Origin of the sequence: Streptomyces sp. NPDC007095 (assembly GCF_040634475.1) — a bacterium.
In the GTDB taxonomy this organism is placed as follows: Bacteria; Actinomycetota; Actinomycetes; order Streptomycetales; family Streptomycetaceae; genus Streptomyces.
Window position 1 is genome coordinate 1 of record NZ_JBEYFS010000246.1, and the last position, 16,930, is coordinate 16,930.

Here is a 16,930-nt window from a genome sequence, read left to right on the forward strand (position 1 = left end):
ACGAGGGCCTGTGCCCGGCACGCCGAGAGCACGCACCTGACGCCGCAGGGCCCGCCCTCCGGGCGGACGACGGGAATTTGACGACAGGACCTAGTAGCGGCCGGGCATGGTGCCATCGGTGTCCTTCAGGACGTCGTTGACCACCAGGTCCCCGAGAAGCCGTCGGCACTCGGCGGGCGTTCACATCACGGCCTCGTTCAGTCCGTTCTCGCTATCCGACTCAACACCGCAAATTTGAGGCTGGAAACGGCTGGCCGAGCTCTCCCTGAATCAACTTGAGGTTGTTATCGAAAGAAGAAAAAACGCCGGGTTGCGCGGAATCCGGAACTGCGAGAGAGCGATTTCATTCTGCCGCCCACTCGCCTTGTCCGGCAAGGGCGAACCGCGCGGCATATGTGATCCTGCGCAAGTGAGAAGCCGGTCGGCGGCTCGGTCCACGAGACTTCGCCATGGCGAGTTGAACGGGGTGCGGTGGGGCGCGGGCCACGGGCCGGGCCGGACGCTCGACTTCACCGCGCCGAACATCGGTGGGCTCGTCTCGATCTGGTCGCCGACGACATGCGCCCGCCACAATCTGGGGGTTGACAGGCCGCCAATCGGCATCGGCTAATTGATCGCCCGCACTTCATGCGTATTCGCTTTCCGTCGGCCCGTGTTGAGGGCCCAGTCATGATTGGCGACTTGTGTCGATATCCACTCGTGCGAGAGGTGCGTTCCCGGCCTTTCGCATAATCCATCGCGGCGCGGCGATTCTCGGTGTCGCGACCATGGCACTACTGGGCGTCCAGCCCCTTGCGCACGCCGCCCCGTCCACGGTCACGCAGCCCACGACCAGTACGGCCCAGGACGCATCCGACGCCGAGCCCGACTTGGCACCCGTCTGCGGCACCCCGGCGAAGGGGCACGCGACGTGCTACGCCATGCGCGCGACGGACCAGCCGACCACGATGCGGCTGAGCTCGTCCGAGGTTCCCGCGGGGCTGGGTCCGCAGGACATTCAGAGTGCCTACAACCTGCCCGCCAACGGCGGCGCCGGCCAGACAATCGCCATCGTCGACGCCTACGACAATCCCAACGCCGAGGCGGACCTGGCCATCTACCGCAGCCAGTACGGCCTGCCGCCCTGCACCACCGCCAACGGCTGCTTCAAGAAGGTGGACCAGCGCGGCGGCACCGACTACCCACGCTCCAGCGACGCATGGGCCGGGGAGATCGCCCTCGACCTGGACATGGTCTCCGCGGCGGCACCGGGAGCCGACATCCTGCTGGTGGAAACCGACAACGACGATCTGAGCAACCTCGCCGCCGGTGTGGACGAGGCCGTGGCCCTCGGTGCGAAGTACGTCTCCAACTCCTACGGCAGGAGCGGTGACTTCCCGACCGATCTGGCCACCTACGGGTCCTCCTACGACCATCCCGGCGTCGCCGTGGTCGCGGCGAGCGGTGACAACAAGTACGGCGTCTCCTTCCCCGCGACCCTCCCGTCCGTGACCGCGGTCGGCGGCACCACTTTGACGGCCGACCCGACCAGCGCCCGCGGCTGGTCGGAGACCGTCTGGACCAGGGACTCCTACGGGCCGGGCTCCGGGTGCGCGTCCAGCCAGACGAAGCCGGACTTCCAGCACGACACCGGCTGCACGGGACGAAGTGTCGCCGACGTCTCAGCCGTCGCTGACAACGTTGCCGTCTACCTGACCTACGGCTCACAGGGCAAGGGCTGGCAACGCTACGGCGGCACCAGCGTCGCGACACCGGTGATCGCCTCCATCTACGCGCTGGCCGGGCCACCGCGCCCCGGCACCTCCCCCAACTCCTATCCCTACGCCGCAAATGGCGTCGGTCTCAACGACATCACCACCGGGTCGAACGGAACCTGCTCCGTCGCATACCTGTGCAACGCCGGCACCGGCTACGACGGTCCGACCGGCCTGGGCACACCGGCCGGCCTGGCCGCTTTCCGCAGCGGACCGCACGGCACCCTCTCCGGTACGGTCAAGGACGCGGCCACCGGCAAGCCGGTCGCCCACGCGACCGTCGGGTCCGGGCTGGACATCGCCACGACCGACACGCAGGGGACGTACACGCTCGACCTCCCCGCAGGCACGGTCGAGGACCTGACGGTGAAGGCCTTCGGCTACACAACGACCACACCGGTCACCCTCGACATCGCGGACGGCCAGACCCTCACCCACAACTTCCGACTCTCCCCCATCCCCCGCGAGCGCGTCCACGGCACCGTCAAAGACGGATCAGGACACGGCTGGCCGCTCTACGCCCGACTCACCGTGAACGGGTCCCCCGAAGCCCCGGTCTGGACCGACCCGGTCACCGGCGCATACGAAATGAACCTGCCGAAGGGGAGCGACTACACGCTGAACGTCACCGCCGCCCTGCCGGGCTACGAACCCCTGGCACGGAAGGTGACGGTGCGCAACAAATCCGTCACCGCGCACGTCGCTCTGACCGCCGACCCCGACGCGGCCACCGCCGTCGGCTACCGGCTCGAACTCGCCGACCGCGCCGAAACGTTCGACTCCACCACGACCGCGCCCCAGAGCTGGAGCGTGGTGAACGCGGCCGGTACCAACAATGGATGGGAGTTCGACGACCCGACCCAACGCGGCAATGCCACCGGCGGCGATGGCGCCTTCGCCATCGTCGAGAGCGACAACGGGCCCATCGGACCGCATCAGGACAGCCAGCTCATCAGTCCTGAGTACGACCTGTCCGCCGCGCAGTCGGCGGAACTCACCTTCAAGACCGCGTACCTGTACAACCCCAACCAGCAGCACATGACCGTGGACGCCAGCACGGACGACGGCGCCACCTGGGAGAACGTCTGGACCGGGCCGAAGATCAGCGACTCCGCGCAGCGCCTGACCGCGCACGTCCCACTCCGGCAATTCGCAGGGCACAAAGCCGTGCGGCTGCGCTTCCATTTCGTCGCCGACTGGGGCTACTTCTGGTCACTCGACGACGTGGACGTCCAGACCCGCGTCCTCGTGCCCACACCCGGTGGCCTGACCATCGGCACGGTACGCGACGCCACAAGCCGCGCCGGCGTGGTCGGTGCCACGGTCAGCGATACCGCGGACCCGGACGAAACCGCCCTCACCACGGCCACGCCGGAGGACCCGACCGTCGGGGACGGCTTCTACACCTTGTTCTCGGCGAACCCTGGCCCGCACACCCTCCGGGTCACGGCGTCCGGTTACGCAGAGCTGACCCGGACAACGACGGTTCACCGCGATCGGGTCAGCCGCAAGAATCTCGCCCTCAGGCCGGACGCCTGACCACGGCACCGACGACCGGGCACGTCAACGCCTGCGGCTAGTGCTGGGTTCCTCTTTCGCTGGGTATATGTCCTGGTGGCGGGGTAGTTGACGTGCTCGGGGGCGGGTGCTGGGCGATGGTCTTACGGGCACGGCCTGGGCGGGACGAGGATGAACGCAGGGTCGTTCACCGGTTGTCTCGGGCGCGGAAGGCACCGAGGTATGCGGTGATGCGGGCCCGGATGATCGAGCTGAGTTGGTCGGGGCCGCGCCGCCATTTTCCGCACGAGGCCGCGGCGCTCGAGGAGGCAACCGCCCTCCACACGCCACCACCCACAGCCCTGGCTGGTCTTCCCCGTCCAGCCAGGGCTTCGCGCTGTCCACGCCCCTACGACCGCCCCGGATCCGCATTCGCTGCCGGGCGAGCGTCACTGTGCCCGGACGGACGCGCGCCTGTGCTCATAGTGGGCCGGACGCGCCCCCAGCGCGTGGGCCGGTTACGGCCCGATCGGCTTTTCCCAGCCCGCATGGCCGAGGTAGGTGAAGTACAGCCTGGGCGGTGTTCCCTTGCCGCTTCCCAGCCCGTTCAGCGTGGAGGTGTATGCCTTGAAGGTGGCCAGCGAGTGGCGCACCGCCCGCCCCGCCCAAGCCGGAACGCGGGAGACTGCCTTCCTGACGGCCAGCCACCGCCACCACCGCGCGGCATCCTGCGCATACAGCGGCTCGTGGCGGCCACGGTGGCACTCGCGCTGACCGCTGTGATCGCTGCGGGACTCGCTGTCGATGGAAAGCGAGAAGCCGACCGCCAGACCGGCCGGGCGGTCTCCGGCCGCCTGAGCACCGAGGCCGACGCCGTACGGCCAACAGACCCCGCACTCACGGCACACCTCTCCCTGGCCGCGTTCCAGACGGCGCAGACCCCGGAGGCGCGCGGGGCGCTCATCGACTCATCCGCTTCGCCGTACTCCACCCGCTACGTGACCGGCGGCCTGACCGAGACGACCGCGTGGGGCAGCAGTCCGGACGGCCGGGTTCTCACGGAGGGCACCGCGCAAGGTGACATCCGGGTGTGAAGCACGCAGAGGAAACAGCTTCGCCACCCGGTGACCATAAGAGCGGCGAAAAGTGAGATCACCCGAGTCGCGCTGCATCCACGGCATGTACTGGCCGTCAGTGCAGGAGAGGGGTCAGTGCTGCGCTGGGACCTCAAAAATCTGCACGGCACCAGTCGGCCGCCGTGTCCGCCGGATCTGGGCCATGGGCAGGGCCGCGTCACAGCCATGGAGTTCAGCGCCGACGGCAGCCGCCTGGCAACCGGAGACGACCGGGGGGACGACTGGCCTCGTGGAACACCTCCGACCCGCGACTTAAGCACGTGAGATGTCTTTCAACGCATAAAGACCTGGAAGACCTCCGGCGACCCGGACCACGCCGCTAAGGAAGCCCGCGTCGAGCACCTCTACGCCATCGCCGACTGCGAGGTCATACCCGAGGAAGGCGAAGCCGAAGTCATCTTCTGCATGGACGAGTTCGGCCCGCTCAGCCTCCAGCCCCACCCCGGGCGGCAGTGGGCCGAGCGTGGCGGCCGACACAAGGACCCCGACCGGGAACCCCGGCCCCGCCGACGGGCGACCTACACCCGCCCGCACGGGGTCCGGCACCTGTTCGCCGCCTACGATCTGGGCAGGGACAAGCTCTACGGCCATATCAAGCCGAGGAAGAGCCGCACGAGGTTCCTGGAGTTCTTCCGCTACCTGCGCAGCCTCTACCCGTCCGAGATCCGCATCGCGATCGTGCTCGACAACTTCTCCCCGCACCTGACCGCCAAGAAGGACACCCGGGTCGGCGACTGGGCCAAGGCCAACGACGTCGAATTCGCCTACACGCCGACCAACAGCTCGTGGCTGAACCGGATCGAGGCCCAGTTCACCGCCCTGCGCTACTTCGCGCTGGACGGCACCGACCACAGCAGCCACAAGGAACAGGGCAGCGTGATCCGCCGCTACATCATCTGGCGGAACAAGCACACCGCCGATATTCGCTTGCACACCATCGTCATTCGGGTCAACGTCGCCTGACACCTGACGAAGGCAGAGAAGATGACGACGCAGACCCACCCTGTCGACCACGAACTCATCCAGGCCGCGGCGCACGTCGCGCGCACTCGCTGCCGCGGCGGCAACCACACCATGGCGGCCGCGGCCCGCGCCCGGGACGGCCGGATCGTCACGGCGGTGAACGCCTACCACTTCACGGGAGGCCCCTGCGCCGAGCTGGTCGTCATCGGCGCGGCAGCCGCCCAGGGCGCCTACGAGCTGGACACCATTGTCGCCGTGGGCGACCGCGACCGGGGGGTTGTTCCCCCGTGCGGCCGGTGCCGTCAGGTCCTTCTCGACTACTTTCCCGCCCTCAAGGTCATCGTCGGCGAAGACGACCGCGTCCGAACCGTCCTAGTCACCGACTTGCTGCCCGAAAGCTACGTCTGGGCCGACCACCAGCTCGACGCCGACTAGACGGCGCCACTCAGCACGAGCCGGCACCGTCGGCCGACAACAGGGCGAACGTTGCTTGATGCGGCACTCGTCGCTGCCCTGGACGCGGAGGCGGTTTCGGCTCCTTCTGCGACGGCTGCCGCCCCCGCTCCGGCGATGGCCGACGATCCGGCTATGACGGCGGCGATGACGGGGTGCTGCGTAACCGCGTGGTAGGCCTTGTGGGCGAAGTTGGACAGGTGGCAACCGAAGAAGCCGCAGCTGTGGTGTGAGCTGCCGCCCCCTCCACCGTCTCCACCTCCGTGGTGGGTGCCGCTGTTGTCGGGGTTGGTGTTGCCGTAGGCGGGGTCCGGCGGCTGGAAGCCACTCCTGCCGCCGTCGTCAGGCTGAGGGCGCCCAGTCCTAGGCAACGGGGCGCCGATCAGCCCACTACGCCAAAACCCGGACAGCAAAAGGCCCGCCTCAACTTCCTTGAGGCGGGCCGACGTCTGCCGTCACCAGATCACCGGTACCAGTACTTGGGCCCTGTGGATACCGGGGCCTGTCGGCCAGGTGGTGGTCAACTGCACGTCACGGTGGTCGGCGAATGCAGGCTCTGCGGGGGCAGCGTGACGGTGAGGGTGCGGGTCGTGCTGTCGAAGTGGTAGTCATCGGGGGACAGTTGGGACCCTCCTATGCGGACGGCGCTCGGGGTGGTGACGCCGAGGAGGGAGACGGTCCATTGCCGGGTTTTGAGCCGGCCGTGGAAGGTCCCAGTTGTGGGGTTGATCGTCACCGTGCGCTTGGCGCCGTTCTCCCGGTACCGGATCTTCGTGACGGCGCTGTGGCCGGGCCCGGTGGTTCCGTCGTCCTCGTAGAGGGCGTAGGAGCCGGAGGCGCCCGCGGCAACAGTGAGCGTGACCTTGGCCAGCGGGGCCTTGTCGTTGCTGGTGACGTTGCTCGTGCGGGTCGGGACGACGGCGCCGGCTCTGACGAACACCGGCATGGTGTCGAGGCCGGTGGTGATGTTCTGGGTGGTGCCGCCGGCGTAGGTCTGCCCGGTGAAGTAGTCGGTCCACTGGCTGCCGGGCGGGAACCACACCGAGGTCGTCGCCGTGGTGCCGGGTGTGGTGACGGGGGCGACGAGCATGTCGGGGCCGTAGAAGTACTCGCTGCCGGCCGTGGAGTACGCCTCGGGCTCCTCGGGGTATTCCAGGTACGTCGGGCGGGTGACCGGGACGCCGGTCGTGTTGGCCTGCTGCGCGAGCGAATAGGTGTAAGGCACCAAATTCTCACGGAGGTTGAGGAACTTGTCCGCGGATGCGCGAGCCGCGGCGCTGTACTGCCAGGGCAGCCGGTCGCTGTGGTTGCTGTGCAGACGGTCGATGGGCTGGAAGGTGCCAAGCTGCACCCAGCGGGCGTACATGTCGTCGGGGAGTTTGTGCGTGGTGTGGGTCGTGCCGTCGGACGTGTAGGTCTCCGAACCGGTCAGGTTCGTGCTGTCGTTGTGGCCGCCGATGTCGTGACTGATCGCCGACATGCCGGTGGCGGCCGCTTCGCCCGGGGTGTAGCCGACCTCCGCCTTCAGGGTGCCCCAGGTGGAGGCGGTGTCGCCGGTGAAGTGGACGGTGGTGCGCTTGTCGGCCCACGGTCCGGTGGGCAGCCCCTGCTGGCCGCTGTAGCCGCCCGCCTGCAGGGAGCCGTAGGCGCGGGAGACGACGAATCCGCGGCCGATGGTCTTGTCGGCGTCTGTGGCGTACTGCTGGTTGATCCACGCGTCGGGAGTGACGCCGGGCAGCGAGGACTGGGAGTTGTCGCAGCACCAGTCCAGCCACCAGAAGTCGTTGCCCTGCTGGTCCATGGTCTGATGCAGGTCCATGTACGCCTTGAGCTGATCGGGGTCGCCCCAGTCGAACGTGTAGCAGTCCCCGGAGTCGCTGCTCGCGGCAGGAGCGCAGCCGCCCTTGTGCAGCTTGCCCATGGCGGTGGCCTGGGCCTGGGCGAACTGCGGGTCGCCGCTGAGGATGCTCGGGTGGACGTTGAGTGTGTCGTGCAGGCCCTGGGCGGCAGCCCAGTCGAAAAAACCCTTCGGATCGGGGAACTTGGCCTTGTCGACTTCCCAACCGCTCCAGGTGTTGGGCGACTTGAAGTCGGTGTCGGTCACCAGGACGTCCAGGGGCACGCCCTCGGAACGGAAGGCGGGCAGGATCGTGTTCTCGTAGTCGGCGGCGGTGCGGTCGATGTACTCCGAGTACCACACGCCGTACGCCCACTGCGGGAGCAGTTGGGGCGGGCCGGTGAGGGTGGTCAGGTCGGACAGGGCCTGCTTGTAGTCGTGGCCGTAGCCGAAGACGTACCCGTCCTGGTAGGGCGCGCCGCCATGGGAAGGGCGCTGGGTGACCTGGCGGGTGCCGGTGTCGTACAGAGCCGAGGCAGTGTCGTCGAGCAGGTACCAGCCGTCCTTGTGCAGCAGACCGGGCGTGGTGGGCGGCGCGCCGTTGTCACCGTTGACGCCGTCGAGGCTGCGGCGGTAGCCGCCGAGCGCCAGGTGCGGTTGCGGGGCCGGCGAGCCGGCCGCCGTGACGGAGACCGTGTCGAGGTTGACATGACAGCTCGCGGCGTCCGGACAGCCGACGGAGATGTCGTTGGCTCCGGCCTTGAGGGTGACGGGGACCGTTGCGGTTTTCCAGGTGTCCCAGTTGCCGGTGACGGGCAGCGACAGGGTCTGCGTGGTGCCCCCGGAGGACACCGTCGCCGTACGAGTCTGGTGAAGGCCGTCCCCGCCGGTGGCGTTGGCGTAGCGCACCTGCAACGCATAGGTGCCGTCCGCAGGTACGCGGACCACGTGGGCCGACACGCCTGCCCCTTGGTTCAGTTCCCCGACGAAGCCACTGCCGGAGTAGCCGGCATGGTCGGTGGCCGTGATCGCCGAGCCCGAGATGCGGTCGGCCTCGGCCTCGCAGTTCGCGCCGAACCCGCAGGCCGTGATCGCGGTCGCGGACGTCGGCGGAAGACTGCCGCCCTGGTTCACCAGGGCAACGCTGTCGATGTTGACGTCCCCGGAGTCCGCGGCGGTCCTTGCCAGCGTGATGATGTGGTGGCCGGCGCCGAGTTGCACCGCGCTGCTCGTCAGGCCCCACGTATCCCAGTTCGCGGTGACCGGCAGGCTCACCGACCGGTTCGCGCCGCCGTCCACTGACAACGTCAGGGTGCGCGTCGTGGTCTGGCCGTCGCCCCCGAGGGAGTTGGCGTAGCGGGCGTCGAACTGGTAGGTCCCCGACGTGGCGACGTCGACGTCGGCCGACAAGGAGTCGCCCGTCCCCTCGAAGCCGGCCACGAAACCGGAGCCGGTGTAACCGGTGTGGTCCGAGGCGACGCCGACCCCGCTGTGGGACAGCTGCTCTGCCTCGCACAGGGCGCCGAGGGCACACGTGAGGCGCTTCCACGGCGTGGCGCTGACCGGTGACCCACCGGCCGACAACTGTACGGAGAGGTTCTGGGCGTCGAAGGGCCCGGAACCCTCCTGATATCGGAGGGTGAGCGCGCTCGTGCTGATGGTCAGCCAGCCGCCGGACGTGCTTGAGGTGTACGAGGTCGGCGCGAACGCGGTGCGGCCGATCGCGTTGAAGGTCGCGCTGTCGGTGAACTTCCCGTCCTGCGCGTACTCCGTACGTATCAGGGTCGGGGACAGGACCTGGAAACGCGCGTTGCCGGACGTCACCGACGCAGTACGGTGGGCCGTCGGTGCGTCCGCCGACGCCTCTTCGATGCCGGTCACCATCATGGCTGCCAGGCTGCTTACGAGGGCGACGACCGTGACACGTCTTCGCAGGAAACCCGCCGTGCGTAACGCTGATCTTCTTCTCATGGACAACTCCGTCCTGAAGCGGGCCTGTGGCCCGTCGTGAAGGTGCATCGACCACCGTTCGCGCCTGGTGGAAACTGCCGCCGATCGACATCGTTGTCAAGCCCCGCCGTTCAGACCGTTGGGCCACGGCCTCTTCCTCTCCCCTTGCCCGCTCCGGCGCCTCCACCTGGACGCCCAAGGAGCGCGAGGCCTACGCCAACGACGTGGACGAGCCGCGCGCGCTCATCGCGGTCTCCGCCGCCTCCAACCGGTCCAAGGCCGACATGGACCCGACCCAGTGGCGGCCCCCGTACGCCGGCTACTGGTGCGCCCACGTCACCAGCTGGATCGCCGACAAGACCCGTTACCAGCTGACCCCGCCGAGCAGACCGCCCTGGCTGAGCGCCTCGCCATCTGCCCCGCCCAGCCCATCACCCTCGCCCGCTGAACACACAAGGCCAGGCCCGCCACTACGGAGAAATCGGTGGGCCCGGATTCCCCATCCAGCCTTGTGGCCGGCGAGTCGCAGACTGCCCTGGCCTGCCCGACGGCCCCAAGACGTCCTAGGTCATTTCCGGTATCGCCGGCACGCACAGCCACGCGAGGCCTGCGGCGGCCAGGTAGGCGAGCGCGCCGATGGCCATGCTGGTGCGCAGCCCGGTGTTGTAGTCGGTGGCTGTGGCGAGCAGGCTGCCGCCGAGCGCGACGCCGGTGGCGCTGCCGATCTGGCGGGTGGTGTTGAACAGGGCGGAGGCGGCGCCTGAGTAGGCCGAAGGCGCGGCACCCATCACGGTGGCGGTTGAACCGGTGAGGGCGAAGGAGGTACCGAATCCCGCGGCCATCATCGGGGCCACCAGCAGCGGGTAGGCGGGGTCGGCTCCCGCCGCGGCCCAGCCGGCCAGCCCCAGGGCAGCCAGGAGCATGCCGGTGATCACCAGTGGACGATCGCCGGTGCGGCGGGTCAGCCGCCCGGACAGGACGGAGGCGAACATGGTCATCGCCACCGCCGGGAACAGCTCCAGCCCGGTGCCGAGGGCGCTGAAGCCGCGCTGGTTCTGGAATTCCAGACTGGCGGTGAACACCATGCCGTAGAAGCCGAAGTTGAACAGCAGGCCGATGACGGCTCCACCGCTCATCGCACGAGAGCACAGCAGGCTCGGCGGAAGGACAGGAGAGCGGGCCAGCCGCTCGCGCACCGCGAACGCCGCGGCGGCCAGCACGGCCAGGCCCACCCCGGCGAGAACAGCCGGATCGGACCAGCCCCGAGTTCTTCCACATCACGCGGCCGAAAACCCCCAGGGGACCGAGGCTGGTGGGCGGTGGGTGGATCTACCAGGCGAGTGTCACAGGGCGGAAGGCGGTGCGAGCTGGGTTGAGACGTGGTCTCGGTAGTCCTTTGGCGGTATGCCATAGGCGTTGCGGAACGTCCGGCTGAAGTCGGCGGCTCGTGGGAAACCCCAGCGAGAGGCAATTACGTGGATGGGAGTGCTGCGTAGCGTGGGGTCGGCCATATCTCGGCGGGCGTTCGCCAGACGTTGCTCACGGATCCAGGATGAGACGGTGATGCCCTCCCCCTGGAAGACGCGGTGAAGGTAGCTGACGGAAATGTGGTGCGCGGCGGCGATGGCCGGCGGGGTCAGTTGGGGATCTTGGAGATGCTGGCGGATGAACGCCTGGATCTCCAAGACCAGAGCACGCCGGGCGCTGTTCGGCGCGCTGCTGTCGTCCGCGTCGAGGTGATGGGCGAACAGCGCCGTCAGCAGTTCGAGGAGTGCCGCCTCCAGCCGCGGACCGTCGGACGACCGGTAGGAGGCGGTGTCATGGGTTAGTTGCAGGAGGAATCCCGACAGCAGAGCCCCGACGCCTTCCCGGCCTGGTAATCGCTGGGTAAGGAGCTGGTCCATCCAAGGAGCGGGCAGCGGAAACCCGGACTTGGGCACGTCGGCCCCGATCAGGGAAACTGATGGGCTGCCAAGAAGACGAAGATGAACGGGCCGGGATGAGTCAAGGACGTGCATGTCGAAGGGACCGTGGACGGCTTCCCGGTCGGCCTGGGCCACTTCGTTTCCGCCTATGAGCGGCAGGATCAGCGTGTATACCCCAGGATCGGACTGCCGGACGAGTTCAGCTGTACGCCGGATGGTCGCTGGGTCCACGACTGTGGACCACACGCGTGAGCCACCGAGCCTGAGCAAGCGTGTCTCCGACCGGAAACCGTCCCCCTGGTCCCCGCGCGGGCCGAGAGGGAAGACGTCCCTGCCCAGCCTTTTGCGCCACGCATCGAAGCGATCGGTCGAGGGCACGTCGTCGCTCCGGAACACCTTCTCGATCATCAAAAACCCCGTTTGGATGCGGCCGAGCAGGGACGAGGGGCGCTGGTCAGAATTTTCTCGTCACTTGCTATTTGGCTAAATTCGCAGGCCAAGCCCTTGGGGGATGCTAAATTCACCCAACAACCGTGTCAACGGCTGCCGGCCCGCAGGCGCCAAATACGCCAAATATGGCCAGTCGTGAGGCTGTCGCGGCCTGACGGTCGGTACAGAGGCGGGCACCGCCATCGACCAGCTGCTGCGCTCATCGGCAGCGGGTACAGGCTCGCGACCGCTACACACGTCGCCCAGCGACTACCGAAACCAGCGCTGGCTGTTCGGCTCGAGTAGACCCATATCCAAGCCAACCGAAGAATCAGCTGAGTAGACGCATCGCCAAGTACGTGTGCACTCGCTGCTAACGAAATCCAACCTGCTGTTGCATACCGTGAGACGCATGCGCTGAGGGCGCCCGCCCTTTGTGCATGGCGAGGCGCGGGAACAAACGGAGGCTGGAGTGCGAGTGAGAGATATTCTGGCAGGACTTGCCGCAACTTTTCTGACCCTATCCGGAGTCTTGGGCGGCGCGGGAACGGCAAGCGCCGACGACGGAGAATGTCATGAGATAAAGGGTGGCTTTGCCTGCTGGTATCACTACGGCGACGTATTCAGTGTGCTGGACACTGAGCCGGACGGTGCTCATGCCGAGGTGACCTGGCAGACATGGGGCCGCAGTGGTACTTGTAAATCTATCGGATACGGCAACTACAACGAGTGCAACCATGATCTGCCAGAAGGGAAGACTCTGTCATGGGCAATCTCCATCTGGGATGGGAACTCATTCGTCAGGGCAAGCCCGACGTACGTGACATGTACGTCGGAAGCATGCATCTGAGGATCAAGGCAGCAGACTAAAGGAGGAAACGGTGAAGCCTCTCGGATTATCACTGTCGGCAGTCGCAGTACTGGTCGGCTTCAGCCTGGGCACGGGACCAGCTAACGCTGACGATTTCGCGGAGACCGTCACATGCGCGACGGTAAGCACACAGGACCCCACCGACGGCGACAAACTCAAACTCGCGGCAACCGCCTGCTTCCATAGCTATGGCGACTACTTCACCCTCAAGGACGAGAACTCCGACGGTTACCACGCCGAGGTCTGGTGGCAGACCGACTATGGTCGCGTTGGAGCGTGCAAAAATACCGAGGGCGCAGGAAAGACAGTGACCTGCAACTTCGACATGAAAGAAGGTCACCGAGTAGGCTTCACGGCCTTCGCCGTGAACAATGGCACGGTGATCATGGGCGGCGCGGAAAAGGAAGCCACGATCTGAAATTCAGCGCAAAGAGACTGTCGTAAAGCGGGGTACGCGGCGCAGTTCGGCGAGGACGTCGGGGAACCGGCAGCCGGTGGCGCTGGCGTTCTCCCGGGCCTGGCGCTTGAGGTAGTCGCTGCCTGATTTGGTCACGGTCGTCTCCAAGCGGGATCGCCGGACGTCGCGTGAATGGGCGCAGCCAGACAGACGGATCCTTCGGGTGGTTCTGCTCGGGGACCCGGCCTCTGTCCTTGTCCGGCGGCGCTGCCCCGGTGCGACATGGGCGCGGGGCAACAGCGGAAACGGCAGTTCGTGGCATGCCGCGACAGCGACTTCTCGATCGTGGCGACATATCAAGCCGAGTACCGGGGACTCGTTCAGTACTGTCTTGTGCCGCGATCTCTTTGGCTCAGCGCCCAGCCGGCGGCGAAGAGGCACTGCTAGTCCCAACCTACGGTGGCCTGTGGCCGGGTGACTGGTTTGCCGGGCTGCCGGTGCCCGGCATGGAAGGCAAAACCGCATGCCGTGGTCCTTGCCCGAGCCGATGCTCACCCGTCGCCGTGGACAGTCTCGCTCTGCCCGCCAGGTGGGCAGCGGAGCCGAAGTGGGACGGCTACTGGGCCCAGCTCGCCGTGCATGCGGGCGGGTGCTGGTGCGCTCCCGGCATGGGACGGACATGACAGCCTCGTTCCCGAGATCCGGGCGGCGGCCCTCACGCAGGTACCGGCGGGCACCGGGCTGGACGGCGTTAACCTGTCGGGTTGTCTCAACCATCTGGATCTCACCGCGGTGCGGCTTCACTTCGTCAATCGGTGACGCCGCGGAGGGGGCACGGTCTCCGGCGTTTGTAGCAGCGGACTCGCAAGTTGATAAGTCGTGTATGCACAGGGAGTCCGCACTGTCGGTCGCATGAGTAGATGATTGGCAGCCGACAGAGAACTGGTGGTGCCCCTGAGTTCTCGCTGACCGTGGCATCGTTCCTGGCGGACGCAGCGATGGCACCGGGCAGCGCACAGCCGGCCTGGTCACTAGTGCGGGAAGCGGCGGGGTGGGCGAGTGACTATGGATTCGCGGAACTCGGCAATCCGCGAATGGACTTGGCGCATCAGGTGGGTGTCCTCGATCCGATCCAGGTAGAGGCAGCGGGCTGCCAGACCCGGAAGGTCGAAGGCGAAGTACAGGGACATCAGCGGGTTCACGAACAACTCGCTGCCCCGGGTGCGGCCAGTGAACCGGACATCGCCGAACGAGCCGCGCACGGCTGCCGCGATTGAACCGTTCACGATGCTGGGGTACTCCGGGATGTGGTGCTGAGCGTGCGTCACCGCGTCAAGATAGAGGGCGCCCTCACGGGTGGCCCGCGGTATCGAGAACGCACCGAGGTACGCGCCGTCGCGCTCCAGCGCGGCGATATTCTCCAATACCTGCACATGGTTTACGCCGTGGTACGCGTCTACACCGAAGCCGACTGACACGACGAGCCGGGTCGGTATGCCGTCCAGTGCGGCCAGCGCCGCCACGCTCGTCAGGTCCTCCTCTGGAGTGCCGAGCCCGGCTTCATCGCCGCGCATCAGAATGTCCGTACCGCCGTCGACCAGCACCACAGCGTCGACGCAATGCATCTCGATCAGTGCTTGGTAGGCGGCACGCAGCGGGCGCACCCCGGTCTGGGGGAAGGCGTACACGGTGAACGGGTAGCCGTGCTGGCGCATCCACTGAGCGAGGGTCCGCTCCGGGAAGTAGCTCTGGTGCAAAGCGGAGTCGGGAGTGACGGCGGCCAGGTCGGGGGCGACCCAGTCATCGATCGGGAGACCGGCGAGTGCGCTGAAGGAGAGGTTCGCGAGATATACCTGCTTGCCCTGATGCAGGAGGGAGAGAGCCAACGGCAGGCCGGAGTAGATGTCGAAGCCGCCGCCCGCGCCCGCGACAAGGATCCGTTCGGCATCGGCAAGCCGGGTGAAGAGTGGGTTGGAATGGAGGGACGTCATGACGATCATTGTCCGGGGACCCGACCCCAAGCGCTCCTGAGTTCTCGACGCGACGACGGAGCCACGGAGCCACGGAGTACCCGGAATCAAGACCTCCGACCATCGACCGCCCAGAGTCAACCTGTTGCGGTGATGGCCCTGACTGACGCCCACTCATGAGCCGTCTGTAGCAGTTCGCATCAACGGTGAGTTGGTCGTCTGGGAGGCGGGCCGGCTCGCCTTCGATCGGCTGCAGAACCGGCTTCAGCGACGCGACGCCGGTGCGCACCGGGCCGCTACCGAGCGGCCGGCCCACTTCGTCGTGTTCGACCTACTGCGACTGTCCGGGACCGACACGACCGGATGGCCGCACCGACGGCGCAGGCGCACGCTGCCGCCAACTGCTCCCGGCCCCAATGTCTGTCTTGCGTCCTCCTGCTGACCGCACTTCCCGCAAAGACTCCGATCAGAGTAGTCGCGACGGCGCCGGCGGGGGCAGCAAGCAAGGTCCACAGCACAGACATGGGACCTAGTTTGAAGCCATCCGGATCTGTTGGTGGCTCGATTCACTGGAGACTCGCTGCTGTGGCAGTCCTTGTCCGGACGGCGCGAGGATAACGATCACGCAGACCTGATAGCCCAGTTCGGGTGTGTGGCCAACTGCAACGCTCGGAAATGGCCGGGTAGCGCGCTCAGCCACAGCTGACCAGCCGTGGTCGGGGCTTGATCCGTCGTGACCGAGCATCGCCAGGTCAGCCACGAGTCGCTTGACGCGACGTCGCCGAGCAACGCGGTCACGCACTTGCGGTCGATGCTCGTCGCCGCGGGTGCACTCGAACCCCGGGACGAACCCCTCCATGCCGCAGAGCGGTGGATCACTCAGGAAGTTGCCGAGCGCGGGCCCCTTGAGCATCAGCGAGTCCTGCACGGCTATGCCGTCTGGCATCACCTGCGCCGTTTGCGCAGCCGACTCGCCGGCGCTCCCGCGTCTCACCTTCCGCAACGTCCGGTCCCACGTCACGGCCGCCATCACCCTCCTGGACTGGCTGCAGAGACAGAGCCTGACCCTGGAAACCTGCACCCAGGCCGAGTTCGAGCAATGGCTCGCCGATCAACCTCGATACCCAGAGCGAACCGCGCACTTCGTCCGGTGGGCCGTGAAACACCGACACGCCACCGGGCTGACCGCCCCTGCACTCCGCTGGAATGGTCCCGGTGGAGCACTCGATCAGGACCGCCGGTGGGCGGATGCCCGACGGCTTCTGCACGACGACTCGTACGCCGTCGCTGACCGAGGCGCCGGACTTCAGGTCCTCCTCTATGCCCTGCGGCGACGGGTGCCGGGCGGGGAGCGGGCAGCACGACCGGGGCCGACGGCGCGGTCGGCTCACCGGCGGCGGCTTCGGCACGGGCCTTGGCCGCCGCCTGCCGGGCCCGCACCTGCGCCCATCGGTGCTCACGGGCCCATGCCTGGGCGGTCACGGTCTCGTGCAACTGCCGCTCGGTCGCCGAACGGCGATCGTGGACCGGCTCCCCTTCAACGCCAGCCTCATCGAGACCGGCACCGAGTCCTATCGCCTGGCTCGCACCAGGGCGAACAAAGCCAGCGGGACCAAGTGATCGCCTGTGATCAGCAGGCGCGAGGGGTCCTAACCTCGCCGTTTCACTTGGGGATGGCTGGTTCTGGGGCGGAAATACGAAAGTGCCTTCCTGACCTGGGACGATGAACCTTGCTGAGGGGTTCTGTC

13 protein-coding genes and 2 pseudogenes are annotated in these 16,930 nt (G+C 67.3%); 8 read left to right on the forward strand and 7 right to left on the reverse strand.

Annotated features, from left to right (window positions below; translation table 11 throughout):
* Positions 1 to 767: 767 nt before the first annotated feature.
* Positions 768 to 3,293 carry a carboxypeptidase regulatory-like domain-containing protein gene (locus tag ABZ656_RS48395; protein WP_360277710.1) on the forward strand — a complete coding sequence of 842 codons (2,526 nt, stop codon included), beginning with the start codon at positions 768 to 770 and terminating at the stop codon, positions 3,291 to 3,293.
* 476 nt (positions 3,294 to 3,769) lie between these two features.
* Here ABZ656_RS48395 and ABZ656_RS48400 read toward each other — a convergent pair whose 3' ends face one another.
* On the reverse strand, positions 3,770 to 3,904 hold the full coding sequence (locus ABZ656_RS48400) for a hypothetical protein (protein WP_360277713.1): 135 nt from the start codon (positions 3,902 to 3,904) through the stop codon (positions 3,770 to 3,772).
* A 93-nt stretch (positions 3,905 to 3,997) separates the two neighbouring features.
* On the opposite strand from ABZ656_RS48400, the gene ABZ656_RS48405 reads away from it, so the two are divergent.
* The 4 genes and pseudogenes from ABZ656_RS48405 to ABZ656_RS48420 all read left to right on the forward strand — a co-directional run bounded on the left by ABZ656_RS48405 (position 3,998) and on the right by ABZ656_RS48420 (position 5,785).
* Positions 3,998 to 4,345, forward strand: coding sequence for a hypothetical protein (locus ABZ656_RS48405; protein WP_360277716.1), 348 nt, complete (start codon positions 3,998 to 4,000; stop codon positions 4,343 to 4,345).
* Between the two features lie 117 nt (positions 4,346 to 4,462).
* The gene (locus ABZ656_RS48410; RefSeq protein WP_360277720.1) at positions 4,463 to 4,651 is read left to right on the forward strand and encodes a hypothetical protein; all 189 of its coding nucleotides are present in this window, start codon (positions 4,463 to 4,465) and stop codon (positions 4,649 to 4,651) included.
* Between the two features lie 6 nt (positions 4,652 to 4,657).
* Positions 4,658 to 5,350 (forward strand): annotated as a pseudogene (locus ABZ656_RS48415) (transposase); the annotation flags it as partial.
* 21 nt (positions 5,351 to 5,371) lie between these two features.
* Complete coding sequence (locus tag ABZ656_RS48420) at positions 5,372 to 5,785, forward strand: cytidine deaminase (RefSeq protein ID WP_101402684.1); 414 nt, start codon at positions 5,372 to 5,374, stop codon at positions 5,783 to 5,785.
* 538 nt (positions 5,786 to 6,323) lie between these two features.
* Here ABZ656_RS48420 and ABZ656_RS48425 read toward each other — a convergent pair.
* The 3 genes from ABZ656_RS48425 to ABZ656_RS48435 all read right to left on the reverse strand — a co-directional run bounded on the left by ABZ656_RS48425 (position 6,324) and on the right by ABZ656_RS48435 (position 11,923).
* Positions 6,324 to 9,527 carry a TIM-barrel domain-containing protein gene (locus ABZ656_RS48425; RefSeq protein ID WP_360277739.1) on the reverse strand — a complete coding sequence of 1,068 codons (3,204 nt, stop codon included), beginning with the start codon at positions 9,525 to 9,527 and terminating at the stop codon, positions 6,324 to 6,326.
* 626 nt (positions 9,528 to 10,153) lie between these two features.
* A complete protein-coding gene (locus ABZ656_RS48430) occupies positions 10,154 to 10,822 on the reverse strand; it encodes an MFS transporter (protein WP_360277724.1) in 669 nt (222 codons plus the stop codon).
* A gap of 111 nt (positions 10,823 to 10,933) precedes the next feature.
* A complete protein-coding gene (locus ABZ656_RS48435) occupies positions 10,934 to 11,923 on the reverse strand; it encodes a helix-turn-helix domain-containing protein (protein WP_360277727.1) in 990 nt (329 codons plus the stop codon).
* Between the two features lie 902 nt (positions 11,924 to 12,825).
* Here ABZ656_RS48435 and ABZ656_RS48440 point away from each other — a divergent pair.
* Entirely contained in the window at positions 12,826 to 13,233 is a 408-nt protein-coding gene (locus ABZ656_RS48440; protein ID WP_101402681.1) for a hypothetical protein, read from the forward strand.
* A 3-nt stretch (positions 13,234 to 13,236) separates the two neighbouring features.
* On the opposite strand, the gene ABZ656_RS48445 is transcribed toward ABZ656_RS48440, so the two are convergent.
* Both ABZ656_RS48445 and ABZ656_RS48450 read right to left on the reverse strand, forming a co-directional pair.
* On the reverse strand, positions 13,237 to 13,368 hold the full coding sequence (locus ABZ656_RS48445; protein ID WP_360277730.1) for a hypothetical protein: 132 nt from the start codon (positions 13,366 to 13,368) through the stop codon (positions 13,237 to 13,239).
* 875 nt (positions 13,369 to 14,243) lie between these two features.
* Positions 14,244 to 15,203, reverse strand: coding sequence for a DUF1152 domain-containing protein (locus tag ABZ656_RS48450; RefSeq protein ID WP_360277733.1), 960 nt, complete (start codon positions 15,201 to 15,203; stop codon positions 14,244 to 14,246).
* A gap of 178 nt (positions 15,204 to 15,381) precedes the next feature.
* On the opposite strand from ABZ656_RS48450, the gene ABZ656_RS48455 reads away from it, so the two are divergent.
* Positions 15,382 to 15,624, forward strand: a complete 243-nt coding sequence (locus ABZ656_RS48455; protein ID WP_360277742.1) for a hypothetical protein — start codon at positions 15,382 to 15,384, stop codon at positions 15,622 to 15,624.
* A gap of 87 nt (positions 15,625 to 15,711) precedes the next feature.
* Here ABZ656_RS48455 and ABZ656_RS48460 read toward each other — a convergent pair whose 3' ends face one another.
* Positions 15,712 to 16,110 carry a hypothetical protein gene (locus ABZ656_RS48460; protein WP_360277736.1) on the reverse strand — a complete coding sequence of 133 codons (399 nt, stop codon included), beginning with the start codon at positions 16,108 to 16,110 and terminating at the stop codon, positions 15,712 to 15,714.
* Between the two features lie 587 nt (positions 16,111 to 16,697).
* Between ABZ656_RS48460 and ABZ656_RS48465 the strand changes: the two are divergent.
* A pseudogene (locus tag ABZ656_RS48465) lies at positions 16,698 to 16,802 on the forward strand (AAA family ATPase); the annotation flags it as partial.
* Positions 16,803 to 16,930: the final 128 nt, after the last annotated feature.